This window comes from Cryobacterium sp. N22 (assembly GCF_002929555.1).
In the GTDB taxonomy this organism is placed as follows: domain Bacteria; phylum Actinomycetota; class Actinomycetes; order Actinomycetales; family Microbacteriaceae; genus Cryobacterium.
Window position 1 is genome coordinate 193,715 of the sequence record NZ_PJJP01000035.1, and the last position, 21,674, is coordinate 215,388.

Here is a 21,674-nt window from a genome sequence, read left to right on the forward strand (position 1 = left end):
GCGTTCGAGGGCTTGGGCGCTCCGCTCGTCGCTAGACTTCCAGAACGACGCGCCCCGGCGCGGATGGGGGATGTCATGGTGACGACGGTGAGCGAGCACGAGTCCGACGCCCTGTTCAACGAGATTCTCGCTGACAGGCTGATCAGCAGCCGGTTCCAACCCATCGTCGAGCTCGACTCCGGCACCGTCGTCGCCTATGAGGCCCTCAGCCGGGGTCCGGTCGACACCGTGTTCCACAATCCTGCCGCGCTCTTCGACCGCGCCCACGAGCTCGGCCGGGTCATCGACCTCGACCTGGCCTGCTGGCAGTCGAGCGTGCGCACCGCCACCGAACAGGGCTTCACCACCGCCCACACGCTCTTCGTCAATGTGGAGCCGGGATCGCTCGGCCGAGCCGACCTCACCGATGCGCCCCATCCGCCGGCCCCGGCCGTGCTCGAGGTCACCGAACGTGCCCTGATGAACGACCCGGCCGGACTCTTCTACGCCATCGACCGGGCCCGGGCGTTGGGGTACCGCATCGCCATCGACGACCTCGGCGCCGATCCGGCCTCGCTGGCTCTGCTCCCCCTGCTGGCCCCCGACCTGATCAAGCTCGACATGTCGCTCATCCGCGAGCGCCCCGACCAGGACGCCGCCCGGGTGATGAGCGCCGTCGCCGCACACGCCGAACGCACCGGGGCCGTGGTACTCGCCGAGGGCATCGAGACCGAGGAGCACCGGGTCACCGCTCGCGCGCTCGGGGCCGCCTACGGGCAGGGCTGGCTCTTCGGCCACCCGGTGGCCGAGGTGCCGAACGCCGCCGCACTTGCCGGGATCAGCTTTCCCGCCGGCCCCGCCGCCGCGCTACCGACGAGCGGCACCCCATACCAAGTGGTGGCGCCGCTGCGCACCCCGCGGTCGTCCAACCGCGCGCTGCTGGTGCAGATGAGCATCTTCCTGGAAGCCCGGGCTCTGGCCAGCGGCGACTCTGCCGTGGTGCTCTCGACGTTCCAGCACCACCCCAACCTCACCCCCGCGACCCGGCGACGCTACGACGCACTCGCCGAGAAGGCCGGCCTGGTGGCGGTCTACATCGCCGGGGAGGCCGGGCTCGACGACGGCAGCGGCATCCGCGTGGCCCAGATCGACCCGGCCGACCCGTTGCTCGACGAATGGGACATCGTCGTGCTCACCGCGGATTTCGCCGCCGTCCTGGCCGCCCGCGAGGTCGATCCCCACAACCACGCCGAGGGCGCGTACGAGTTCGTGCTCACCCACGACCGCGACCTCGCCACCGCCGCCGCCCTCACCCTGATCAACCGCCTCAGCTCACCGCATCCATCAGGGGACGGTCATACCGGGGGCGGCGCACCAGCAGGGAGCTGACGTCTCCGGCGACGTTCCGCGGCGCGCGTCCGCGTTCGAACAGGATGCCCGGGCCGGCCGGGAGCAGGTTCGCCGAGCCGCCGCCGACCACGGCGAGGGCGCAGGCCAGCGTCGACGTGACACTGAGGTGGGTGCCCTCGCGCAGACCCAGGACCGGCACGTCGTTCTCATCGAGGAACTCCGTCAGCCGGGACTCGCGGGAGTCCCCGGTGTTCACGCCGGACGTGTCGGTATCGACGTAGTGCGGGTTGATCTGGAACGGCACCAGGCCGAGAGCATCGAACGACTCCGGCTGCACGATGGGCATGTCATTGGTGGTGCGAATGCTGGGCGCGGTGATGGTGGCGCCGGCGCTGGAGCCCAGGTAGGGCAGACCGTTCTGCACCCGGGCGCGGATGACCGGTATCAGGCCGAGTCGCTGCAGGGCGGCGAGCAGACGGAAGGTGTTGCCGCCGCCGACGAACAGCGCCTGCGCGGACGCGACAGCGGCGACCGGATCGGCCGCCTCGTGCAGGCCGCGCACCGCGATGCCGTGCGGCTCGAGGGTGGCCCGCACCGATGCTGTGTACGCATCGAGGTCGCCGCCCGCGAAGGGCACAAAGGTGACCTCGGTCACTCCGTGCAGGAAGGCGAGCACCTCGGGCAGTGCGTGCTCGAGGTAGCCGTGGCCGGGGCTGGTGCAGTTGGCAAGGAGGAGCAGTTGCATGGGGTCCTTCCAATCGGGATGGTTTCGCTGGCACGCTCGACGGGAGACCCGAGGCGGCCCATTCCGTCGCTCGAATGGTGATCCTACCTCTGTCCGCGGAAGGCCCCGGGAAGCCCGGGTTCCTAGGATGGGAGCACGCCCATCGACCACGGAGGTCATCATGTCTGCCATCGACCCGCAACTGCCCGCGCTACCGTCATCCGTCGAACTGGGGATCGGCCAGGGTGGCCTCCCCGTGGCCCGGGTGTTCGCCCGCGCCGGCACCGCCGAGATCTACCTCCGCGGCGCCCACGTGAGCGCCTGGGCGCCCACCGGCGGCAGCCCGGTGATCTGGATGAGCGAGCAGAGCGAATACGCACCGGGGGTGCCGCTGCGCGGAGGCGTGCCGATCTGCTTCCCCTGGTTCGGCGCGCACCCCACGGATGCCACCGCCCCCTCGCACGGGTTCGCCCGCCTGGCCGACTGGCGGCTCGCCGAGGCGCGCGACGCCGGCGATGACGTGGTGCTGGTCTTCGTGCTCACCGACACCGAAGCCACCCGGGCGTCGGCCTGGCCGCACCGGTTCGAGGCGCGGTACACGGTCACCGTCGGCGCCCAGTTGTCGCTCTCGCTGCAGGTCACCAACCGCGACGACGTGCAGCTGAGCTTCGAGGAGGCCCTGCACACCTACCTCGGCGTCGCCGACATCCGCCAGACCGCGGTGTCGGGCCTGGAAGGCGCCCCGTTCACCGACCGCCTCACCGGCCCGTGCCCCGCCGAGAGCGAGCCGGTGCGCTTCGACGCCGAAACCGACCGGATCTACCTGAACACCACGGCTGCCACGACGGTGACGGATGCCGCGACCGGCCGGCAGATCACCATCACCAAGCAGGGCTCGGCGAGCACCGTCGTGTGGAACCCGTGGATCGACAAGGCCGCCTCGATGGCGGACTTCGGCGACAACGAGTACACCGGCATGGTGTGCCTGGAGACCTGCAACATCCGTGACAACACGATCACCCTGGCCCCGGGCGCCGGCCACGAGATGAGCGTGCGCTACTCGGTGGCCTGAGCCCGGGGCGCGGGCGGCGGATGCGGACCGGCGCGCATGCGGTGTGCGGGGTAGGCGCCGCTGTGCGGGTGGCGCGCCACCCGCACAGCGGCGCGTTGCCCGCATACCTCTGAACGAACGCCGCGAGCAGCGCCCCGCAGCCCACACCCGTGCGGTCCGGCGCCCCACGGGGAGGCGCCGCGTCAGCCCTTGCGGCCCGGCGTGGCGTAGCCGCCGGCGCTCGCGGGGCCGCCGAAGGCGATGGCCACCCCGATCATGAAGCCGAAGTTGTACCAGTTGCCGTCGTTTCGCACCTCGTAGATGTTCACCTCGGCGTTGAACAGCGAGACGATGAACGTGATCGGGCTGATGAAGCCCTGCCACAGGCCCAGCCAGAAACCCGCCAGCTCATCGGGCGGCACCGTGGCCGGCACGTCGTTGGCGCCCGGCGCGCATCCGGTCAGCACCAGCGCCGCCAGCACGACCACCGCGGCGAGCGCCGCGACCCTCGACCTGCCCATGATTCCTCCTGGAGCGGCCGCTCGACCCACGGCAGGCGCCGCGCGCCGGCCTGCCGACGTCGCACACGGTAGGCGCGCTCCCCCTCGCCAGCAAGGTGCCCGGGCCGGAGCCTGGCGAGGCCACCCCCGGGGCCAGAGCCGGAATTCTGCGGCCGGTCACGTCGTTGTCTTCCGTGATGCCTACTTCCAGCGACGCCCTGCCCGTTCCAGATTCCGCCACCGCCGGCCCCGCCGGCACCCCGAACCGGCCCGGCCGCACCGCCCTGGTCGCCGGCGCCAGCGGCATCGCCGGGTCCGCCCTGGTGGACCTGCTCACCGCCGAGGGCTGGAGCGTTCTCGCCCTCTCCCGCACACCCGTCGCCGCACGCCCCGGCGTGATCCCGGTGAGCGCGGACCTCCGCTCCGTCGACTCGTTGCGCACCGCCCTGGCCGCACACACGCCCACCCACGTGTTCTTCACCGCGTGGCTCCGACAGGACACCGAGGCCGAGAACATCACGGTCAACTCCGCCATGGTGCGCGACCTGCTCACCGCCCTGGCCGACGCCCCGGTGCAGCACGTGGCCCTGATGACCGGGCTCAAGCAGTACCTCGGCCCGTTCGAGGCCTACGGCCAGGGCGAGGTGCCCGACACCCCGTTCCACGAGGACGAACCGCGCCTGTCGGTGGAGAACTTCTACTACGCGCAGGAGGACGAACTCTGGGCCGCCGCCCGGGCTCGCGGCTTCACCTGGTCGGTGCACCGCGCCCACACCGTGATCGGCCACGCCGTCGGCAACGCCATGAACATGGGCTCCACCCTCGCCGTCTACGCCGCCATCTGCAAGGAACTGGACCGCCCGTTCACCTTCCCCGGCTCCGAGACCCAGTGGAACGGCGTGACCGACATGACCGACGCCGCCCTGCTCGCCGACCAGATGGTCTGGGCCGCCACCACCCCGGCCGCCGCCGACACCGCCTTCAACATCGTCAATGGCGACACCTTCCGCTGGCGCTGGCTCTGGCCACGGCTGGCCGCGCACTTCGGCGTCGAGCCGGAGGGCTTCATCGACGCGCCTCGTCCGCTCGAAACCCAGATGGCGGATGCCCAGCCGGTCTGGGATGCCATCGTGGCCAAGCACGGCCTCGTGGAGGGCGACCTGACCCGGCTGGCGTCCTGGTGGCACAGCGACGCCGACCTCGGCCGCACCATGGAGGTGTTCGCCGACATGGGGCGCAGCCGGGCGGCGGGCTTCACCGGTTACCGCAACACCGAGCGGGCGTTCCTGGAGCTGTTCGACAGGTACCGCGCCGAGCGTCTCATCCCCTGAGCGGATCCGCCGGCGACGACCGGCCGTTAGCCTCGAAGCATGATCATCTCGGCAATCGTTTTCATGCTCGGGGGAATCCTGGTGGCGGCGGTCAGCGAGGCTGCCGCCCGCGGGCGCCTGGGCATCAACTCGGTGGCGGGCATCCGCACCCGCGCCCTGATGATGTCAGATGAGGCCTGGACCGCCGGCCACAAGGCCGCCCGCATCCCGATCGGCCTGGCCGGCCTGGTCATGTTCCTAGCGGGCGCGGCCACCCTCCTGCTGCGTCCACACGAGGACGCGACCCGAACCCTCGTGCTCGCCTCCGCTGCCGCGGCACTGCTCCTGGTGCTGATCGGGGCGGCCGTGGCGACACCGGCCGCCAACCGCGCGCTCGTGCAAGCCGATGAGGACGAGCACCACTAGCTGCAGCGCCACTCGGAGCTCAGGAGGCCAGTCTCTCGGCTGTTCCCGCGCCGGTGCCGGCCGGCTCGGCAGCGTGGTCTGACCGGTTGATCTCGGCCCACACGTCATCGAGGGACAGGCCGAGAACCTCGGCGATCGCCGCGATGGTCGGAAAGGCCGGGGTCGCGATGCGGCCCGATTCGATCTTCCGAAGCGTCTCCGGAGACACGCCGGCAGCCAGCGCGGTGTGCAGCATCGAGCGCTCGCCCCTGGCGGAGCGCAGCAGGGCGCCGAGGCGCGCTCCGCGCTGGAGCTCGGCGGGGGTGAGCGGCAACCTGACCATGACACCCATTCTACCGGGATAATATGGCCGGTATAGTTATTGGTTCCACGAGAAAGGCACCGCATGATCGAGATCCTGAACCCCACCGAACTGGCCAGAGCGCGGGAGTCGGGGGCCCTGGTCGCGGACATCCTGCAGAGCCTGAAGAGCAGCAGCACGGTGGGCACCAACCTCCTGGACATCGACCGGTGGGCGCAGGCCATGATCGTCGAGGCCGGCGCGCAGTCCTGTTACGTCGACTACGCGCCGTCCTTCGGGCGCGGGCCGTTCGGCCACTACATCTGCACGGCCGTCAACGACGCCGTGCTGCACGGGCTCCCCCACGACTACGCGCTGGCCGACGGCGATCTGCTCACCCTCGACCTCGCCGTCCTCACGAACGGCATCGCGGCGGACTCGGCCATCAGCTTTGTCGTGGGCGACTCGAAGCCACCGGAAAGCCTCGCGCTGATCGACGCGACCGAACGCGCGCTGGCCGCGGGGATCGCCGCCGCCGGACCGGGGGCCCGCATCGGCGATCTCTCCCACGCCATCGGCTCCGTGCTCAGCGCGGCCGGATACCCGATCAACGTCGAGTTCGGCGGTCACGGCATCGGCTCCACAATGCACCAAGACCCGCACGTGTCGAACACCGGCCGGCCCGGCCGGGGCTACCGGCTGCGCCCCGGGCTACTGCTGGCCCTGGAACCGTGGGTCATGGTCGATACCGCCGAACTGATCACCGACGCCGACGGCTGGACACTCCGCAGCGCGACGGGCAGCCGCACGGCGCACAGCGAGCACACCATCGCGATCACCGACGACGGGGCCGAGATCCTCACCCTGCCCACCCGCGTCTGACCTGGCCGACCCCTGCAGCCGTCGAAGGGTCAGCTGTTGAGGGAGTACAGGCTGAGCGCGTTGCCGTCCGGATCGACGAAGTCGAAGTAATCCACCACGCCCGGCACGTGCTCCAGCGGGCCGAGCGCGAGACCCAGTCCGGTGAGCCGTGCGTAGTCGGCGGATGCGTCCTCAACGCCCAGGCGCAGCGTCACCTGGGCCCCGGTGCGCTCGGGCGGTTCCTCGCTGAGTTGCAGGTCGATGGGGCCCAGCACGATCTCGACCACCCCGGGTGCCGGCTCCACCGCGGGCCCGGTCAACTCGAACGCCCGCCGATACCAGGCCTCGGCGGCCGCCAGATCGCGAACGGGCAGGCCTACGGTTGCGCTCGTCACCTTCATGCCGGCCATCTCACCGCATGGCCGGCACGCGCGCAAGGGCCCGCACCCGCGTGAGCGGATGCGGGCCCGTGGCCAGGCGCCGACTACTCGTAGCGGAGCGACTCGATGGGGTCCTGCCGTGCCGCACGGAGCGCGGGGATGGTGCCGGCCAGGAACGCCAGGCCCATGACCACCAGGACGATCGTGGCCAGCGCCGCCGGGTCGAACGCCACCAGGGTGAGCCCGGGCAGGTCGGCCAGCAGGGTGTCGGCCAGCAGCGCGTTGGCGCCGGTGCCGGCCAGCATGCCCACGGCGACGCCGAGCGCGCTGCCCATCAGACCGATGAACACGGCCTCCAGGCTGAACAGGCCGAAGATCTTGCCGCCACCCAGGCCCATCGCCTTCATCAAGCCGATCTCGCGGGTGCGTTCCTGCACGCTCATCAGCAGCGTGTTGACGATGCCGAAGCCGGCGGCCAGCAGGGCGATCACCGCGAAGGCGTTGAGCACCAGCACGATCCCGTCGATGACGGCCTTGAACGCGCCGATCGCATCCTGCACCGTGGTGCCGGTGTAACCCAGGTCGGCCAGATCGCTCTTGAGCGCCGCCAGGTCGGCCTCGCTGCCGGTGGGGTCGAAGCGCACGACGGCGGACGAGTAGCTGTCCTTGCTCGTCTCCGACAGGCCCACACTCTGGGCGTTGTACAGCGCCTCGGTGAGTACCTCATTGGCCGTGAACGCGCTGGAGCCCGCGAGGCCCTCTTCGGCCACACCCACGATGGTGGCGGTGACCTCGGATGCGGTGCCCGCGACGTCCGTGATGCCGAAGGTGAGGGTGGTGCCCACGGCGTCGGCGGCATCCGCGAAGCCGAGCGCGTCGACGTAGGAGACCGGGATGGCGACCTCGTTGATGCTGCCGGCCGGGTCGGGTTCGGCGCCGGCGGCGAGGTCCAGGGCCATGCCGGGGATGAAGCTGCCCACGCTGGCCTCGTAGGCGGCTCCGCCGTCGACCTGCACGAAGTCCGGGCTCACCCGCAGCTGCGGTTCGACCGAGAGCACACCGTCGACCTCGCCGATGGCGTCCAGGTCGTCGCTGCTGAGGGTCACGACGGTGGTGCCTGGAGGGCCTGCCGCGGCGACCTTCGTCGCATCCGGGTTGTACTCGACAGGTCCGTCGCCGGTGTCCTCGGCGGCCTTGGTGACGGTGAGCACGTCATCGGCGCCGATCGAGGCGACCGTGGTGTCGATGTACTGGTTGATGCCCGTGCCGACCCCGCTGGTGAGGGTGAGGGTGAAGGCACCGATGAAGATGGCGAGCACCGTGAGGGTGGTGCGGGTCTTGCTGCGCAGGCTGTTCTTCACGGCCGAGCGGATCAGGTCGAAGGCGTTCATGCGCGCACCTCTTCGGTGGTCGAAGCAGCGGCCGGGGTCGCGGGCACCGCGTGCAGGCTGTCGACGATGAGGCCGTCGCGGATGTACACGCGGCGGTCGCAGCGGGCCGCGAGGTCCTCGTCGTGGGTCACGATGATGAGGGTGATGCCGTTGTCCTTCTGCAGCGAGAACAGGATGTCCTCCACAACCTTTCCGGTGGCGGAGTCGAGGTTGCCGGTGGGTTCGTCGGCGAAGATGACGCTGGGATTGTTCACCAGCGCCCGGGCGATCACCACCCGCTGCTTCTGGCCGCCCGAGAGGTCGGTGGCCTTGTTCTTGGCCTTGTCGGCCAGTTCCAGCTGCTCCAGGGCCGCCATCCCGCGGCGTTTGCGTTCGGCGCCGCCGATGCCGGCGATCTGCAGCGGCAACGTCACGTTGTCGAGCACGCTGGTGTTGGGGGTGAGGAAGAACTGCTGGAAGACAAAGCCGAAGGTCTCATTGCGGGTCTGGTTGACGACCCGGGCGCTAAGCGCGCTGGCGTCACGGCCGCTGAGCTCCACGGCCCCGGCGCTGGGGTTGTCCAGCAGGGCCAGCAGGTGCATGAGGGTGGACTTGCCCGACCCGCTTTTACCGACGATGGCGATGGACTCGCCCTGGTGGATGTTGAGGGAGACACCCTTGAGGGCGTCGAACCGGGTGGCGCCGCGGCCATACGACTTGTGTATGTCGCGGGCGGCGAGAATGGGCACGGTCATGGGTGGGCTCTCCTGGTGGATGCGGCGGGGGCCGCTGTGCAATGCGGGCTGCGCGTCGGCGGGCAGCGGGGAGTTGGCGTGCCGCCCGACCGGCCCACTTCGAACCGGCCCGACGACACGACTCCAGTCTCCCGGATGCGTCACGGCCCCGTCATCCTCCGGCCGTAGGAACCCGCGGGTACCGCGGATGACACGGTTTCTGCCGCCGACGGCCAGGGGATACCACCAACGTGGTACGCCGACCACCCGCGCCCGCGGGCTGACTGGGCCCGGATCGATTGACAGAATGGGGATTGACCCGATCCGCGGGCGGGAGGAACAGTATGCCGAGCCAGCGCACGCGTGCAGCCCAGCCCCGCCCCGGCCTGCCACCCCGTCGGCACGGCAGTCCCGATCCCGCCGCTGGCACCTTCTCGCCGTTATCGCGGTTGCCGTTCTGGCTGCGCGACCTGCTCGCGGTCCTGCTGGTGCTCGGCCCCGGTTTCGCGCGCACCGACTTCAGCGGCAACGTCCTGTCCAGCCCCGGCGCCGCCCTGCTGGTGGCGGCCTCGGCCGGCTCGGTGCTGCTGCGCCGGCGGGCGCCGCTGGTCGGCGCATCCGTGGCCGTGGTGGCCTGCGTGCTCGGCCTGGCCGTGGACGGGCCGATCGTGTCCTACCTGCTGGCCGTGCTGATCGGGGTGTTCGCCGTTGCCGCGCGGATGCCCCGGCGCACCTCGCTGCTCTTCTCCGGCGGCACCGTGCTGCTCCTGGCCGCCGCCACCCTCGCCTTCCTCGACTCGTCCTGGCACGATGCGCGCGCGATGCTGCAGCTCGCGGCATTCGTGGGCTTCGCCACCGCCGCGGGGGATGCCAACCGGTCGCACGCCGCCTACATCCGGAGCATCACCGAGCGTGCCCGCCGCGCCGAGGAGACCAAGGAGTCCGAGGCGCTGCGCCGGGTGGCCGAGGAGCGACTGCGCATCGCCCGGGACCTGCACGACCTGCTCGCACACCAGATCGCCGTGATCAACCTGCACTCCAGCGTCGCCTCCCAAGCGCTGCCCGACCGGCCGGACGACGCGGAGGCGTCGCTGGCCACCATCCGTGAGGCCGCCCGCACCGTGCTCGGCGAGATCGGCAGCCTGCTCAATGTGCTGAGGGCCACGGATGCCGGCGGCACCGGCCTGGCGTCGGCGCCCGTCGCCGGGCTTGCCGACCTGGAACCGCTGCTGATCGACTTCGAACGCAGCGGGTTGCGCGTGGAGCACCGGCTCGCCGGCACCCCGAGACCGCTCCCCGGCGCCGTCGACATGGTGGCGTTCCGGGTGGTTCAGGAGGCGCTGACCAACGCGCACAAGCACGGCGCCGACCACTGGGCGCTGCTGCACCTGGACTACCGGCCGGAGGGCCTGGAGATCACGGTGACCAACACCGTGGCCGCGCAGCCCCGCGCCGGATCGGCGGCGGCGGACACCGCGGCAGCGGCCGGCGCCGGGCACGGCCTGCTCGGCGCCCGGGAGCGAGTGGGGTCGGTGGCCGGCCACCTCACCGCGACCAGGGGCCCTGGCCCGGTCTTCAGGTTCACGGCCTGGCTGCCCACCGACGCCGGCGACACCGATGCGCGGGTCGCCGCCGACGCGCCGGCGCCGTGCGGTCCCGCAGACTCCCAACCGAATGGTGCCTCATGATCTCCGTGGTTCTCGCCGACGACCAGTCCCTGATCCGCACGGCCGTGGCCGAGCTCGTCTCGCACGAGCCGGGCTTCAGCGTGGCCGGGCAGGCCGGCAACGGGCGCGAGGCGGTGGATCTGGTGCGGGCGCTGCGGCCGGATATCGTGCTCATGGACATCCGGATGCCTGTGATGGACGGCATCCAGGCGACCGCGGCGATCTGCGCCGACCCGCTGTTGGCCGGGACCCGCATCATCGTGCTGACCACCTTTGAGGAAGACGAATACGTGCTGCAGGCCCTGCGCGCCGGCGCCAGCGGATTTGTCGGCAAGGGAACCGAGGCGCACGACCTGATGAACGCCATCCGCACGGTGCACGGCGGCGACGCCCTGCTCTCGCCACGTGCCACGAAGGCCCTCATCGACCGGTACACGGCGCCCGTCGAGCCGGCCGCGCTTCCGGTTCCGGCCGCGCTAGCGCTGCTCACCGAACGGGAACGGGAGATCCTGCTGCTGGTGGGCCGCGGCCACGCCAACGGCGCGATCGCCGAGGAGCTGGTGATCTCCCCGCACACCGCCAAGACCCACGTGAACCGCATGATGACCAAACTCGGCGCGCACGACCGTGCCCAACTGGTGATCGTCGCGTACGAGTCGGGGCTGCTCGTACCCGGCGGGCACCCCTGAGCACGCGCCCGACCCGCGCCACCCACCATGCGAGTTGCCCACCTGCGGCAACTCGGCGTCAGCGGTAGTGCTGTTCGCCCCGGGAGGCCTTCTCGATCACGTCCCGGATGCGTGCGGCACGCACCGCGGGCGTCTTGATGCTGGCCAACCGGAAGTAGATCCGGAACCGGTCCACCTTCGTCAGCGAGGCCAGGTACGCGGCCGCTGCCGGGGCGCCGTCCAGGGCTGCCTGCAGGTCCGGCGGGGCGACGGCGTCCCGTTGCCGGTAGGCGGCGTCCCATCGGCCATCCGCCTGGGCGCGCTCGATCTCCGCGAGTCCGGCCGGCCGCATCCGCCCCTCGTCGATGAGGCGTGCCACATGCTCCCGGTTGATCTGCGACCACGGACTGTTCTTGCGGCGCGGCGAGAAGCCGGTGAGGGTGTAGTCATCATCGAGGCGGTTGGTCTGGCCGTCGATCCAGCCGTAGCAGAGGGCCACGTCCAGGGCCTCTGACCAGGTCATTCCCGAAGCCTTCGAGTTCTTCTTCCGCAGCTTCAGACGCACGCCGCCATCGTCGGGCTCGCCGGACAGATAGGCCTCCCACTCCTGAACGGTGACGTCGAGGATGACTCTGTCCTTCATTCCCACCATGCGCTCATTTTACGGATGCGCGCGCCGCGACCACGAGGGCGCCGCCGGATCCGGTCACGGTGTCACACCGCCCGCTGACATTGCGGCGGTCGCGGCGTAGCATCGGCCGTGGCGGGCGCCGCTGACGGCACCGGGATGGGCCTGGGCCCGGTCTCCCGCGGATGGATGGTTTCAGATGATGAACATGACCATGCAGATGATGGAAATGCACATGAAGGACATGCCCATGCAGGGCAAGGACATGATGCTGATGCAGGAGTGTATCGAGGCCTGCTCAGCCTGCGAGCAGGCGTGCACCATGTGTGCGGACTCGATGATGGGCGAGGGCATGGCGATGGGGCGCAGCATGTGCGCGACCATGGCCGACATGGCCGGCACCATGATGCGGGCGATGCTGCGTCCGAACGGGATGCACATGGAGTCCATGATGGCGATGCACATGGCCACCATGACGATGGCGAACTTCTGCGCCGAGGAGTGCATGAAGCACGCCGGCATGAGCGAGGACGCCCGCATGTGCGCCGAGGCGTGCCGTCAGTGCGCGATGGCCTGCCAGAAGATGATGGACGCCATGAAGGGGATGGTGCGGGCTGACTAGAGCCGAACGACGCTGACGCGGCTGCGGCCGCTGGCGAGCACGTTGTAGACGGAGTGCAACGCCACCGGCGCTCCGGCGCTGAGGTGCGCCGTCAGGTCGGCGTGGTTCCACACCCACACGGTCGCGGTGTCGCCCTCGTGCGTGTCGTCGTTCCCGAACAGGGCGATGCCGATCCACCCGTCGGATGTCGCGCGCAGCACGATGCCGTCGGCCCACTTGCTCGGGGTGGCTTCGGCGACCCTCACGTGGATGGGCTGCGTCGCGTGGCCGGCTCCGTGGTTGACGCAGTCATCGCCACCCGTGCTGTTGCACTGCAGGATGTGCAGCGGTTGCGTGATCATTGAGCCTCCTTCACGATCGGCGTTCGTTGCCTCGAGTGTAGGTTCGCCATTTTCGGCTGTCACGCCGGTACCGTCACAGAACGACACATCCGCCGGCCCCAGCGACCCGGCCCATCCCCCACCGGCACTGAGCACAGTCGCCCCCGGATCAGCTGCTCGGCCTGGCGTCACCGACGCTGCCTATAGTGGTGGGATGACTACCGACAACACGAAGAACCCGAAGACCCCCGACGGATCCACCGAGGTCAGCAGCGAAGAGACCGAACGCACCGAGAAGCTCGCGGACGGCTCGCAGAGCGACGACAGCTCCCCGACCGAAGACGACACCGCGTCGGGTGGACCGGCGGACTGACCTGCCGCGCCGGTTCCCGGCGCCCGGAACGGCACTTGTGGCCGGAACCACAGAAGACCCCACAACCGAAGACCCGACAACAGAATTGGTAACACTCGCACCATGATCGCCGGCACCCCCGACTTCCGCGACAGCGGCCTGCAGTTTCCCGATTCCTTCGTCTTCGGCTCCGCGACCGCCTCATATCAGATCGAGGGCGCCGTCAACGAAGACGGCCGCGGCCCCTCGATCTGGGACACCTTCTCGCACACGCCCGGCGCCGTGCAGAACGGTGAAACCGGCGATGTGGCCGACGACCACTACCACCGGCTCGAGGCCGACCTGGACATGATCAAGGGCCTGGGCCTGGACGCGTACAGGTTCTCGATCGCCTGGCCGCGCATCCAGCCGACCGGTCGCGGACCGGTGAACGCGGCCGGCCTGGACTTCTACGAACGACTCGTCGACGGGCTCATCGAACGCGGCGTCACCCCGGTGGCCACCCTGTACCACTGGGACCTGCCGCAGGCTCTGGAAGACGAGGGCGGCTGGACCAACCGCGACACCGCATACGCCTTCGCGGACTACGCACGGCTCGTCGGCGCGGCGCTCGGCGACCGGGTGCCGGTGTGGACCACCCTCAACGAACCGTGGTGCTCCGCCTTCCTCGGCCACGGTTCCGGCGAGCACGCTCCCGGCCGGCAGGACAACGCTGCCGCCCTGACCGCCGCGCACCACCTCAACCTGGCCCACGGTCTCGGTGTGAGCGCGCTGCGGGAGGTCGTGCCCGCGACCGCACAGATGTCGGTGACCCACAATCTGCACGTGATCCGCGGGGACGCCGATTCGGTGCGGCGCATCGAGGCCGTGGGCAACCGGATCTTCACGGGTCCGATGCTGCACGGCGCCTACCCGGCCGACCTGATCGAGGACACCAAGGCCATCACCGACTGGTCGTTCGTCCTGCCCGGCGACGAGGACCTCATCCACCAGCCGATCGACGTGCTGGGCATCAACTACTACAACACCACCCTGGTGGGTCCGGCCGCGGGAGCGGCCCACGCGGCGGATTCGGCGGCGGGAGCCGCCTCGCGCGCCTCGGCCTTCCCCGGCACCGACGACATTCCCCGGCTCGACCAGCCCGGCCCGTTCACCGAGATGGACTGGAACATCGAACCGAGCGGGCTGCTGCAGCTCCTCGAGGCGACGCGGGACGAGTTCCCCGGCCTGCCGCTCATGGTCACCGAGAACGGGGCGGCATTCGAGGACGTCGTCACGATCGACGACCAGGGCGTGCCCGCGGTGCATGACGACAACAGGGTGGATTACCTGCGCCGGCACTTCACGGCGGCGCACCGCGCCATCCAGAACGGTGTCGACCTGCGCGGCTACTTCGTCTGGTCGCTGATGGACAACTTCGAGTGGGCCTACGGGTACTCGAAGCGTTTCGGGATCATCCGGGTGGACTACGAGACCCAGGAGCGCACCCTCAAGGACAGCGCCCTCTGGTACCGCACGCTGATCGAAACCCGCCGGCTCCCCTAGCCGGCCGGGCTGGCCTCGTCCTTCCGGCGCAGGTGCACGTCGGTGATGGTGACATTCACCGCCACGATGTTCAGCTCGGTGTGGTGCAGCAGGGACGTCGTGATGGCGTCCCGCAGCTGCTGCGCGGTCTGCGGCATCCGCTCGCCCCAGAACACGCTCGCCTCAACGTTCACCGTGACCGGGCTGCCGGGGGTCGCCACGTCGCCGTCCAGCTGGCAGCGGCCGATGAAGGTGCCGGCGACGGCGTCACCGGCCGAGCGGATCAGGCCTCTGACGGCGCCTTCGGTCAGGCTCAGGTCGGCCTTGGGCGAGGAATGCGAGACCGGGATCGAGCGTCCGGCCCTGGCTTCCCGGTGGATGTTGCTGAGGATCCCGGTGACCCAGCTGTCGTCGCGTTCCGGCTCGGCCGAGACGTCGTCGTCGAGGATGTTCTGGGCCATGGACCGGAACCGGGTGAGCGCGTCGAAGGCGATCCGGTTTTCCGGCGCCCCGTTGAGGAAATCGTCCGACGGGGACTCACCGCGGTCGATGAGGTCGCTGAGCTGCTCGATGAGGTCGTTGTTGGCGTCGTCGTCGTGAGGTGGTGTCATCGCCATTCCTCCATCTCCTGCATGAGCTTCTGCCTGGCCCGGGCCAGAAGGCCCCGAACCGTCGAGGGAGGCAAATCGAGCTCCTCGGCGATTTCGGCGTAACTGTGCCCGCCAATCTCCCGCAGCGTCCAACATTGCCGCTGCGCTTCGCTCAGAGTAGCGAGTGCGAGTGTGAGCCGCTCGCGTTGTGACGCAGCTTCGGCCCGCTGATGGGGAGATTCCGACTCCGGCGCCGGCGCATCCCACTCGCCCAGGGGCTGGTCCTGCTTGCGCGCACGGATGCGGTCGATCGCCTTGCGGCTGGTGATTCTCATGAGCCAGGCCTTCGTGGCGGCGGGGTCCTGCAACTCGGGCAGTCGTTCCCAGGCGGTGATGAAGGTCTCCTGCACCACGTCGTCGGAATCGCTGTTGGAGCCCAGAATGCGGGTGGCGTAGGCGCGCATCAGCGGCCCGTGGCGTCGCACGAGCACCTCGAAGGCGCGCAGATCGCCGTCCGCGGCACGGGCGGCGAGGATCGAGTCTGCGGCATCGCCGAGGGGCGCGCGCTCCATCGACTCCGTAACTGTCACCGGAGACCTCTCTCTACTCAGGACCGATCTCGCGGCGGATTTCGTGACGAACCGGCCGTGAGATGCGTCTGAACAGTATCAATGAGAATCGGCAAGAGAAAATCGCTCACCGCACCTTCCGTGCAGCATAGTGACTATCTCACCATCCAGCTTTATTGTCACAGCAGATCCGCGCAAGCGCGGCCGACGAGCACAGGAGCCCGCCTCATGACCAGCGTCACCCCCCACATCGGTTCGGACGGAACCGACCTGCCCGCCGGCACACCGCGCGGCACCACCGTCATCAACGATGCCGTCGTCGCCAAGATCGCCGGCCTCGCCGTCCGCGAAGTGACCGGTGTGCACGCCGTCGGTGGCGGCGCCGCTCGCGCCCTGGGGGCCATCCGCGAGGCGCTCAGCAGCACCGACCACAGCCAGGGCGTGAGCGTCAACGTGACCGGGCCGCTGGTCGCCGTCGAGCTGAGCATCGTGGCCGAGTACCCCCTGCCGCTGCAGCAGGTCGCCGACGACGCCCGCACCGCGATCATCGACGCCATCGAGACTCTCGTGGGGCTCGAGGTCACCGAGGTCAACGTCACCATCAACGACGTGCACCTGCCCGACGAGACCGACGAGACCGACGACACCGGCGAGGTTCCGCACCCATGAGCGGTTCGACAGTGACCGTCGCGCCGCACGGAACAAACCGCATCACCGCCCGCGCGATGAACAGACTGGTCTCGGCCGTGGCCGCCGACGCCCTCGGCCTGCGGCCCAGCCAGGTCCGGGTCGACCTGGCGGACGCAGCCGGCCGCCTCGACCTCACCGTGCGCACCCCCATCCGCCTGCTGCCCCGTGACCGGGACGAGACGGATGCGCCGGCCGACGACACCACCCTCGACCGAACCGAACGCGCCCAGCACGACATCCGCGGCACCGTGGCCACCCTCACCGGGGCGGACATCGCCGGGGTGACCGTGCGCCTGACCGGCGCCCGTGGCCGACCGCCCAAACGGGTGGACTGACTTCACTTCCCCACCCTCCGCACGACACCACGAAGGAACAACGAACCATGACCCGCACGATCACCCCCTCGGCACCCGGCACGCTCGCAGCGCGCCAGGCCGTTGCGGCACTGCAGCTGCGTCACCCGGTGGGCCGGGCCACCCGGTCCACCTACACGCAGCAGCCGCGCCCGGAGACCGCCTCGTCATGGTCGGTCGTTGCCGTTGCCTTGGCTTCGGTCATCATCGCCGGATGCCTGTACAGCGGCGCCGAACTCGTTCTCGCGCTGCTCGACCGGCCCCCGCTGATCGCCGCCCCCGGCGATGTCCTGCGCTACCTGGGCCAGGTGAACCTGAGTACGCCGGCCATGGTGATCCTGGTGGTGGGCGTGGGCACGGTGCTCGTGCTGGCGGCGCTGCAGCCTGAGCGCGGGGCGCGACCCGAGGTTGACGCCATCACCTACGACTCGTTGCGACCGACGCTCCTTCCCACGGTCATGATCCGCCGCACGGACCTCTGACCGAACCACCGACCAATCCGACCATCCTGAACCACCCCCAAGAGAAAGAGAGAACACGATGAGTGCATCAGACAAGGCCGAGAACACCGCCCAGGACCTCAAGGGCAAGGCCAAGGAAGCCCTCGGAAAGGTGACCAACGACGACTCCAAGGTCGCTGAGGGCAAGTCCGACCAGGCCGGCGCCAACCTCAAGCAGGCCGGCGAGAACGTCAAGGACGCGTTCAAGAAGTAGGCACCTACCGGTCACCCGACCGGCGCCGCCTGATTCACGGCGGTGCCGGTCGGACAGACCGCGTTCAGGCGCATCTGCGCCGTCGCGTCCTCCGCCGTCCAGGGCAGCTCAATCCCCGCATCCGCCCGCCCGTCCGGCGCGGGCGCATCGGCAGCGATCGCCGCCAGGCGTTGCGCCAGGACCAGGGCGAACTCCGCACCCGCGCTGGAATCGTTCACCATCACCACCACGGTCAGCCCGCTCTCCGGGTCGGAGAGGGTGGCTGACAGGAAACCGGGGATCGCGCCGCCGCCGCCGCGCATCGGCCCCAGTTGCTCGGCCCCCAGCCCATATCGCCGCCACTCCGGGGCGCCGTCTTCCCGCACGCTCCGCCACTGCTGTTCCACCGCGTCGGGAGAGAGCAATCCCCCGGTGGCCAGCGCCTGCGACCACGTCTTGAGATCGCCGAGGGTGGACACGGCCCCGCCGGCCACCCCGCTCATGGAGTTGTTCAGCTGCGTCACATCGATCGGACGTGTGCAGTCCGGGGTGCCGGTGTCGAGGGCGACGGCCCAGCCGTTCGGGTGTGCTCCCGGCAGGTCGAAGTCCCGCGGCTCGGGATACGACGTGTCGCGCAGCCCCAACGGCTCGAACACGTACCGCCGGTAGAGTTCCGGCCAGCCGTCGCCTGTCGCTTCCTCCAGCGCCATCCCGAGGAGTTGCACGCCGGCGTCGGAACGATTCCACACCCGACCGGGCTGCCCGGCCCTGGTGGACCCGAGACCGCCGGAAACGAGTTCGAGGGCGGGCCACTGCCGGGTGGGATTGTTGACGAACTGCGACTCGAGGTCGGGATGGCCCAGGCCCGCGGTGTTCTGGCACAGCTGTCGCAGAGTGATGCCCTGCACCCCGGGCAGTCGGGGCAGGTGCTGCGACACGGGGTCGTCGAGGCCCACGCGCTGCTCCTCCACGAGCCGGAGCAGCACCGTGCAGGTCATCGCGCCCGTGAGGGTGCCGATGCGAAATCGCATGTCGGTGTTGAGCGCCCCACCACCGGCCGGACGGCCGGTCGCGGGGTCGATGCCGGCCCCCACGGTTCCCGGGCTCGCCAGCCACTCGCCCGCCCACGGCGCCCACACGCCCGCGATCGCTCCGGTTGCCCCGGCAAGATCCATCCCCTCGACCAGCGCCGCGTCGAGCGAAGCGACGGTCTCGGCGGCCAGCGCGCCCGATGCCGTGTCCGGGCCGACAGGAAACAGCGCCGCGGCATCCACGCATCCCGCCAGGGGCAGAACGAGACTCACCGTCAGCAGGGCCAGCGCGGCCGCCCCCGACCGCCGACGCCGCCGGCTGCGTTGAAGTCCGCCGCGGTGTCGTGCGTTGTGACCTGTCATGGCGACCCGATGCCCATCCCGTGCCCCCTGCATTCCACCCCCGCGGGGAATGCCGGAAGGGCCCATTGCCGGGAGTGTACCCAGAGCCGGCGCCCGTCGCGCCCGCGGCGACGCGAAGCCCAGTCGGTGCAATACTGGGCGCATGATCCGCGCAGGGACGGGTCGCTCGCGCTGCTTCACGGCCCCCCGACTCGGCAGAGTGCTTCTCGTGCTGGTCGGCGCCGCAGTGACGCTGACCGCCTGCGGCGCACCGCTGATCCCCTCCCTCGAGCCGACGGACACCCCAACGGCCTTGCCCTCCGCATCGCCGATACCCACGCCAACGCCGTCGAGCGTCCCTTCGCCGGAGCCGCCGGGTGACCCTCGCGCTGCATCCGCCTGCACCGCCGACGGGCTAGCTTTCGCCCTGCAGGAACGGCCAGGCGACAGCGGCGCGGGAAACTTCTTCTGGGACCTCTCCGTGACCAACTCCGGCGCCGTCGCCTGCACCGCCAACGGATATCCCACCGTGCAGTTGGTCTCCGCCGACACCGGCCAGCCCATCGGCGCCGCGTCTGGGCTGGAACCGCGTGCCGCACCGTTGGCCGTGGTGCTGCAGCCCGGCGACTCGGCTTTCAGCCTGCTGCACCTCACCAGGGCCGCGGCGTATGGCTGCCCGCTCATCCCGGTCACCGAGCTCGCCGTGATGCCGCCGAACACCGGCCAGACCAGCCGGGTCGCCACACCTCATCCCATCGACGGCTGCGCCGACCCCGCCATCCAGCTCGTGCGCGCCGGCGCCTTCGCCGCGGCTCCGGTGGTCTTCTGACCCGCGCCCGTTCCGAGCAGAATTCACCCCGAACGAGTTATCCACAACCCGAGATTTGCTCACACAGGAGTTCGATATCGGGATACTCTCACTGCATGTCAACCATCGAAGATGTATTCGCTCCCGAGGCCGGGTCAGGCGCCCGGTCCGGCCCGGTGGCCGGCGGTGTGGGCCTGGTGGCCGGCGGTGACGCGTCGGCGGATGCGCTGGTGGTGGCGGTCGCGGCCGTCGCGGGGTTGGGCGGCTGCAGCGCCGACTACGACGCCCTCTCCGATGCCGCGGTCTTGACCGGCCAACGAGACCTGGCCCGGCTGCGGAACCTGGTCGAGACCCGGGCGGTGTGGCTGGCGAAGACCCTCGCGTACCGGTCCCGCCCGGAGTTGGGCCAGAAGGGTCTGGCCGCGCAGCAGGGATTCATTTCCCCCGACGCGCTGATCCAGAAGGTGACCGGGGCGACGAAGTCCGATGCCCGCAAGCTCGTCGACGTGGGCCGGATGCTCGCCCAGACCGAGGCGGCCGAAGCCGAAGCCGCCGCTGCAGCAGCCGAAGCAACAGCTGCGGCCGAGGAAGACGGCGAACCGGGTAAGGCCGGCGAACCCGGTGCGGCCGGTGGTGCCGGTGACGAACCGGCGGAGCTGCCCTGGTACGCGCCGATCACGCACGCCATCACCGACGGCACCCTGACGGTGGTCGCGGCGCACGCGATCCGCACCGGGCTGGGCGATATCGACGCCGTCGTCCCCGGATCGGCCCTCGCCGAGGCCGTGCAGACCCTGCTGGCCGAGGCACGGACCATGAACGTGGACAGTCTCTTGAAGCGCTCCCGCCGGATGCGCGACAGCCTCGACGAGGCCGGCATCGCGGTGCGGGAGCAGAAGGCCTGGGACGACCGGTACCTGCGCATCTGGACACTGCCCACCGGGCAGGTCTGCATCAACGGGATGTTCCCGCCGGAACAGGGCGAATTCATCGTCTCCACCTTCGACAGCCTCACCAGCCCACGCCGCGGCGGGGTGCACTTCGTCGACCCGGCCCGCGCCGCCTGGGCGCAGTCCGTGCGCGATGACCCCCGCAGCACCGGGCAGCTCACCGCGGACAACTTCCTCGACCTGCTCAAAGCCGGCACCACGGTCAACCCGAACCGCATGCTCGGCGGCCGCACACCGGCCGTGCGCATCCTCAAAACCTTCAGCCCCACCCCCGCACCCACCGGCACAGCATCCACCGGAGCAGCACCCACCGGCCAAACCACCGGCCAGCCCGGCGCGGAGCGCACCAGCCAGCCCGACGGCCGGCCCGCGGAGCTGGAGCTGCGCGACCCGACCCAGATCCTCACACCGCTGCCGGGCGGCACCGGGCACGGCTACCTCGAGGGCAACCCCGCACCCGTGTCCCTACCCACCATCGAACGCCTCATCTGCGACTCCGGCACCATCGACATCACCTTCGACCCCCACGGCCAACCGATCGACGTCGGCCGCGAGGAACGCCTCTTCACCCCCGGGCAACGCATCGCCCTGGCCGCCCGCGACGGCGGCTGCCGCTGGGGCGACTGCGACAAACCACCCACGCTGACCGAAGCCCACCACATCCGACACTGGGCCCGCGACCACGGCACCACCGACCTGCGCCTCGGCATCCTCCTCTGCAACCCGCACCACCGACTCCTGCACAACCAGGGCTGGCAAATCTTCGAACACCACAACCGATACTGGCTACGACCACCGGCAACCATCGACCCCGGACAATCGCTCATCGAAATGCGCAGCAAGAGCCCCGCCGCAAGCCAACAGCACCCCTGACCGGCCGCCGGGACAAGCCACCGGGACCA

27 protein-coding genes are annotated in these 21,674 nt (G+C 70.2%); 16 read left to right on the top strand and 11 right to left on the bottom strand.

The window, feature by feature from the left end:
- The first annotated feature begins 75 nt into the window (after positions 1 to 75).
- Positions 76 to 1,368 (top strand): EAL domain-containing protein, encoded by a 1,293-nt coding sequence (locus CXY76_RS11240; RefSeq protein ID WP_158253886.1) that lies wholly within the window; start codon positions 76 to 78, stop codon positions 1,366 to 1,368.
- Here CXY76_RS11240 and pepE read toward each other — a convergent pair.
- On the bottom strand, positions 1,307 to 2,074 hold the full coding sequence (pepE, locus tag CXY76_RS11245; protein WP_104164469.1) for a dipeptidase PepE: 768 nt from the start codon (positions 2,072 to 2,074) through the stop codon (positions 1,307 to 1,309). The two genes, CXY76_RS11240 and pepE, sit on opposite strands and share 62 nt — an antisense overlap.
- 160 nt (positions 2,075 to 2,234) lie before the next feature.
- On the opposite strand from pepE, the gene CXY76_RS11250 reads away from it, so the two are divergent.
- A complete protein-coding gene (locus tag CXY76_RS11250; protein ID WP_158253887.1) occupies positions 2,235 to 3,125 on the top strand; it encodes a D-hexose-6-phosphate mutarotase in 891 nt (296 codons plus the stop codon).
- 182 nt (positions 3,126 to 3,307) lie between these two features.
- Here the strand turns inward: CXY76_RS11250 and CXY76_RS11255 are convergent, their stop codons facing one another.
- A complete protein-coding gene (locus CXY76_RS11255; protein ID WP_104164473.1) occupies positions 3,308 to 3,625 on the bottom strand; it encodes a hypothetical protein in 318 nt (105 codons plus the stop codon).
- A 176-nt stretch (positions 3,626 to 3,801) separates the two neighbouring features.
- Here CXY76_RS11255 and CXY76_RS11260 point away from each other — a divergent pair, with 176 nt between their 5' ends.
- Both CXY76_RS11260 and CXY76_RS11265 read left to right on the top strand, forming a co-directional pair.
- Positions 3,802 to 4,935, top strand: a complete 1,134-nt coding sequence (locus CXY76_RS11260; RefSeq protein WP_104164475.1) for an SDR family oxidoreductase — start codon at positions 3,802 to 3,804, stop codon at positions 4,933 to 4,935.
- Positions 4,936 to 4,974: 39 nt separating this feature from the next.
- The gene (locus tag CXY76_RS11265) at positions 4,975 to 5,340 is read left to right on the top strand and encodes an SdpI family protein (protein ID WP_104164477.1); all 366 of its coding nucleotides are present in this window, start codon (positions 4,975 to 4,977) and stop codon (positions 5,338 to 5,340) included.
- 19 nt (positions 5,341 to 5,359) lie between these two features.
- Here the strand turns inward: CXY76_RS11265 and CXY76_RS11270 are convergent, their stop codons facing one another.
- Positions 5,360 to 5,662 carry a helix-turn-helix transcriptional regulator gene (locus tag CXY76_RS11270; RefSeq protein WP_104164573.1) on the bottom strand — a complete coding sequence of 101 codons (303 nt, stop codon included), beginning with the start codon at positions 5,660 to 5,662 and terminating at the stop codon, positions 5,360 to 5,362.
- A gap of 63 nt (positions 5,663 to 5,725) precedes the next feature.
- Here CXY76_RS11270 and map point away from each other — a divergent pair, with 63 nt between their 5' ends.
- Positions 5,726 to 6,502 carry a type I methionyl aminopeptidase gene (map, locus tag CXY76_RS11275; RefSeq protein WP_104164479.1) on the top strand — a complete coding sequence of 259 codons (777 nt, stop codon included), beginning with the start codon at positions 5,726 to 5,728 and terminating at the stop codon, positions 6,500 to 6,502.
- Positions 6,503 to 6,531: 29 nt separating this feature from the next.
- Here the strand turns inward: map and CXY76_RS11280 are convergent, their stop codons facing one another.
- From CXY76_RS11280 to CXY76_RS11290, 3 genes are all read right to left on the bottom strand, one after another.
- Positions 6,532 to 6,882: a VOC family protein gene (locus tag CXY76_RS11280; protein WP_146073438.1), complete on the bottom strand. Its 351-nt coding sequence runs from the start codon at positions 6,880 to 6,882 to the stop codon at positions 6,532 to 6,534.
- A gap of 83 nt (positions 6,883 to 6,965) precedes the next feature.
- Positions 6,966 to 8,252, bottom strand: a complete 1,287-nt coding sequence (locus CXY76_RS11285; RefSeq protein ID WP_104164483.1) for an ABC transporter permease — start codon at positions 8,250 to 8,252, stop codon at positions 6,966 to 6,968.
- Positions 8,249 to 8,986 (bottom strand): ABC transporter ATP-binding protein, encoded by a 738-nt coding sequence (locus CXY76_RS11290; protein ID WP_104164485.1) that lies wholly within the window; start codon positions 8,984 to 8,986, stop codon positions 8,249 to 8,251. Before CXY76_RS11290 ends, CXY76_RS11285 begins: the two co-directional genes overlap by 4 nt.
- Before the next feature lie 323 nt (positions 8,987 to 9,309).
- Between CXY76_RS11290 and CXY76_RS11295 the strand changes: the two genes are divergently transcribed.
- Together CXY76_RS11295 and CXY76_RS11300 are read left to right on the top strand one after the other, a co-directional pair.
- Entirely contained in the window at positions 9,310 to 10,653 is a 1,344-nt protein-coding gene (locus CXY76_RS11295; protein ID WP_104164487.1) for a sensor histidine kinase, read from the top strand.
- Positions 10,650 to 11,321: a response regulator transcription factor gene (locus CXY76_RS11300; RefSeq protein WP_104164489.1), complete on the top strand. Its 672-nt coding sequence runs from the start codon at positions 10,650 to 10,652 to the stop codon at positions 11,319 to 11,321. The genes CXY76_RS11295 and CXY76_RS11300 overlap by 4 nt, the downstream gene beginning before the upstream one ends.
- A 58-nt stretch (positions 11,322 to 11,379) precedes the next feature.
- Here the strand turns inward: CXY76_RS11300 and CXY76_RS11305 are convergent, their stop codons facing one another.
- Positions 11,380 to 11,952: a YdeI family protein gene (locus tag CXY76_RS11305; protein WP_104164491.1), complete on the bottom strand. Its 573-nt coding sequence runs from the start codon at positions 11,950 to 11,952 to the stop codon at positions 11,380 to 11,382.
- A gap of 175 nt (positions 11,953 to 12,127) precedes the next feature.
- Between CXY76_RS11305 and CXY76_RS11310 the strand changes: the two genes are divergently transcribed.
- On the top strand, positions 12,128 to 12,550 hold the full coding sequence (locus CXY76_RS11310) for a hypothetical protein (protein ID WP_104164493.1): 423 nt from the start codon (positions 12,128 to 12,130) through the stop codon (positions 12,548 to 12,550).
- Here the strand turns inward: CXY76_RS11310 and CXY76_RS11315 are convergent.
- Entirely contained in the window at positions 12,547 to 12,891 is a 345-nt protein-coding gene (locus tag CXY76_RS11315) for a hypothetical protein (protein ID WP_104164495.1), read from the bottom strand. The two genes, CXY76_RS11310 and CXY76_RS11315, sit on opposite strands and share 4 nt — an antisense overlap.
- Positions 12,892 to 13,084: 193 nt before the next feature.
- On the opposite strand from CXY76_RS11315, the gene CXY76_RS19415 reads away from it, so the two are divergent.
- Positions 13,085 to 13,243, top strand: a complete 159-nt coding sequence (locus tag CXY76_RS19415; RefSeq protein WP_158253888.1) for a hypothetical protein — start codon at positions 13,085 to 13,087, stop codon at positions 13,241 to 13,243.
- Positions 13,244 to 13,345: 102 nt separating this feature from the next.
- Positions 13,346 to 14,767: a GH1 family beta-glucosidase gene (locus CXY76_RS11320; protein WP_104164497.1), complete on the top strand. Its 1,422-nt coding sequence runs from the start codon at positions 13,346 to 13,348 to the stop codon at positions 14,765 to 14,767.
- Here CXY76_RS11320 and CXY76_RS11325 read toward each other — a convergent pair.
- On the bottom strand, positions 14,764 to 15,357 hold the full coding sequence (locus CXY76_RS11325) for an Asp23/Gls24 family envelope stress response protein (RefSeq protein WP_104164499.1): 594 nt from the start codon (positions 15,355 to 15,357) through the stop codon (positions 14,764 to 14,766). The two genes, CXY76_RS11320 and CXY76_RS11325, sit on opposite strands and share 4 nt — an antisense overlap.
- A complete protein-coding gene (locus CXY76_RS11330; RefSeq protein WP_104164501.1) occupies positions 15,354 to 15,908 on the bottom strand; it encodes an RNA polymerase sigma factor in 555 nt (184 codons plus the stop codon). The genes CXY76_RS11325 and CXY76_RS11330 overlap by 4 nt, the downstream gene beginning before the upstream one ends.
- Before the next feature lie 225 nt (positions 15,909 to 16,133).
- Here CXY76_RS11330 and CXY76_RS11335 point away from each other — a divergent pair, with 225 nt between their 5' ends.
- The 4 genes from CXY76_RS11335 to CXY76_RS11350 are packed head-to-tail and all read left to right on the top strand — an operon-like array spanning position 16,134 to position 17,662.
- Positions 16,134 to 16,574 (top strand): Asp23/Gls24 family envelope stress response protein, encoded by a 441-nt coding sequence (locus CXY76_RS11335; protein WP_104164503.1) that lies wholly within the window; start codon positions 16,134 to 16,136, stop codon positions 16,572 to 16,574.
- A complete protein-coding gene (locus CXY76_RS11340) occupies positions 16,571 to 16,930 on the top strand; it encodes a hypothetical protein (RefSeq protein WP_104164505.1) in 360 nt (119 codons plus the stop codon). The genes CXY76_RS11335 and CXY76_RS11340 overlap by 4 nt, the downstream gene beginning before the upstream one ends.
- A 47-nt stretch (positions 16,931 to 16,977) precedes the next feature.
- Entirely contained in the window at positions 16,978 to 17,430 is a 453-nt protein-coding gene (locus CXY76_RS11345; protein WP_104164507.1) for a hypothetical protein, read from the top strand.
- A gap of 58 nt (positions 17,431 to 17,488) precedes the next feature.
- Positions 17,489 to 17,662, top strand: coding sequence for a CsbD family protein (locus CXY76_RS11350; protein ID WP_103431329.1), 174 nt, complete (start codon positions 17,489 to 17,491; stop codon positions 17,660 to 17,662).
- A gap of 11 nt (positions 17,663 to 17,673) precedes the next feature.
- Here the strand turns inward: CXY76_RS11350 and CXY76_RS11355 are convergent, their stop codons facing one another.
- Positions 17,674 to 19,035, bottom strand: a complete 1,362-nt coding sequence (locus tag CXY76_RS11355) for a serine hydrolase (protein WP_158253889.1) — start codon at positions 19,033 to 19,035, stop codon at positions 17,674 to 17,676.
- Positions 19,036 to 19,177: 142 nt separating this feature from the next.
- Here CXY76_RS11355 and CXY76_RS11360 point away from each other — a divergent pair, with 142 nt between their 5' ends.
- Both CXY76_RS11360 and CXY76_RS11365 read left to right on the top strand, forming a co-directional pair.
- Complete coding sequence (locus CXY76_RS11360) at positions 19,178 to 19,843, top strand: DUF4232 domain-containing protein (RefSeq protein ID WP_158253890.1); 666 nt, start codon at positions 19,178 to 19,180, stop codon at positions 19,841 to 19,843.
- Between the two features lie 95 nt (positions 19,844 to 19,938).
- Complete coding sequence (locus CXY76_RS11365) at positions 19,939 to 21,645, top strand: DUF222 domain-containing protein (protein WP_104164513.1); 1,707 nt, start codon at positions 19,939 to 19,941, stop codon at positions 21,643 to 21,645.
- The last annotated feature ends 29 nt before the right edge of the window (positions 21,646 to 21,674 follow it).

Excerpts from the sequence above, each read along its gene's own strand:
- CXY76_RS11290 (WP_104164485.1), bottom strand. The coding sequence starts at position 8,986 with ATGACCGTGCCCATTCTCGCCGCCCGCGACATACACAAGTCGTATGGC.
- CXY76_RS11345 (WP_104164507.1), top strand. The coding sequence starts at position 16,978 with ATGACCCGCACGATCACCCCCTCGGCACCCGGCACGCTCGCAGCGCGC.
- CXY76_RS11310 (WP_104164493.1), top strand. The coding sequence starts at position 12,128 with ATGATGAACATGACCATGCAGATGATGGAAATGCACATGAAGGACATG.
- CXY76_RS11255 (WP_104164473.1), bottom strand. The coding sequence starts at position 3,625 with ATGGGCAGGTCGAGGGTCGCGGCGCTCGCCGCGGTGGTCGTGCTGGCG.
- map (WP_104164479.1), top strand. The coding sequence starts at position 5,726 with ATGATCGAGATCCTGAACCCCACCGAACTGGCCAGAGCGCGGGAGTCG.
- CXY76_RS11355 (WP_158253889.1), bottom strand. The coding sequence starts at position 19,035 with ATGACAGGTCACAACGCACGACACCGCGGCGGACTTCAACGCAGCCGG.
- CXY76_RS11270 (WP_104164573.1), bottom strand. The coding sequence starts at position 5,662 with ATGGTCAGGTTGCCGCTCACCCCCGCCGAGCTCCAGCGCGGAGCGCGC.
- CXY76_RS11260 (WP_104164475.1), top strand. The coding sequence starts at position 3,802 with ATGCCTACTTCCAGCGACGCCCTGCCCGTTCCAGATTCCGCCACCGCC.
- CXY76_RS11280 (WP_146073438.1), bottom strand. The coding sequence starts at position 6,882 with ATGAAGGTGACGAGCGCAACCGTAGGCCTGCCCGTTCGCGATCTGGCG.
- CXY76_RS11325 (WP_104164499.1), bottom strand. The coding sequence starts at position 15,357 with ATGACACCACCTCACGACGACGACGCCAACAACGACCTCATCGAGCAG.
- CXY76_RS11240 (WP_158253886.1), top strand. The coding sequence starts at position 76 with ATGGTGACGACGGTGAGCGAGCACGAGTCCGACGCCCTGTTCAACGAG.
- CXY76_RS11250 (WP_158253887.1), top strand. The coding sequence starts at position 2,235 with ATGTCTGCCATCGACCCGCAACTGCCCGCGCTACCGTCATCCGTCGAA.
- CXY76_RS11350 (WP_103431329.1), top strand. The coding sequence starts at position 17,489 with ATGAGTGCATCAGACAAGGCCGAGAACACCGCCCAGGACCTCAAGGGC.
- pepE (WP_104164469.1), bottom strand. The coding sequence starts at position 2,074 with ATGCAACTGCTCCTCCTTGCCAACTGCACCAGCCCCGGCCACGGCTAC.
- CXY76_RS11285 (WP_104164483.1), bottom strand. The coding sequence starts at position 8,252 with ATGAACGCCTTCGACCTGATCCGCTCGGCCGTGAAGAACAGCCTGCGC.
- CXY76_RS11320 (WP_104164497.1), top strand. The coding sequence starts at position 13,346 with ATGATCGCCGGCACCCCCGACTTCCGCGACAGCGGCCTGCAGTTTCCC.
- CXY76_RS11365 (WP_104164513.1), top strand. The coding sequence starts at position 19,939 with ATGTCAACCATCGAAGATGTATTCGCTCCCGAGGCCGGGTCAGGCGCC.
- CXY76_RS11265 (WP_104164477.1), top strand. The coding sequence starts at position 4,975 with ATGATCATCTCGGCAATCGTTTTCATGCTCGGGGGAATCCTGGTGGCG.
- CXY76_RS11295 (WP_104164487.1), top strand. The coding sequence starts at position 9,310 with ATGCCGAGCCAGCGCACGCGTGCAGCCCAGCCCCGCCCCGGCCTGCCA.
- CXY76_RS19415 (WP_158253888.1), top strand. The coding sequence starts at position 13,085 with ATGACTACCGACAACACGAAGAACCCGAAGACCCCCGACGGATCCACC.
- CXY76_RS11300 (WP_104164489.1), top strand. The coding sequence starts at position 10,650 with ATGATCTCCGTGGTTCTCGCCGACGACCAGTCCCTGATCCGCACGGCC.
- CXY76_RS11315 (WP_104164495.1), bottom strand. The coding sequence starts at position 12,891 with ATGATCACGCAACCGCTGCACATCCTGCAGTGCAACAGCACGGGTGGC.
- CXY76_RS11360 (WP_158253890.1), top strand. The coding sequence starts at position 19,178 with ATGATCCGCGCAGGGACGGGTCGCTCGCGCTGCTTCACGGCCCCCCGA.
- CXY76_RS11335 (WP_104164503.1), top strand. The coding sequence starts at position 16,134 with ATGACCAGCGTCACCCCCCACATCGGTTCGGACGGAACCGACCTGCCC.
- CXY76_RS11340 (WP_104164505.1), top strand. The coding sequence starts at position 16,571 with ATGAGCGGTTCGACAGTGACCGTCGCGCCGCACGGAACAAACCGCATC.
- CXY76_RS11330 (WP_104164501.1), bottom strand. The coding sequence starts at position 15,908 with ATGGAGCGCGCGCCCCTCGGCGATGCCGCAGACTCGATCCTCGCCGCC.
- CXY76_RS11305 (WP_104164491.1), bottom strand. The coding sequence starts at position 11,952 with ATGGTGGGAATGAAGGACAGAGTCATCCTCGACGTCACCGTTCAGGAG.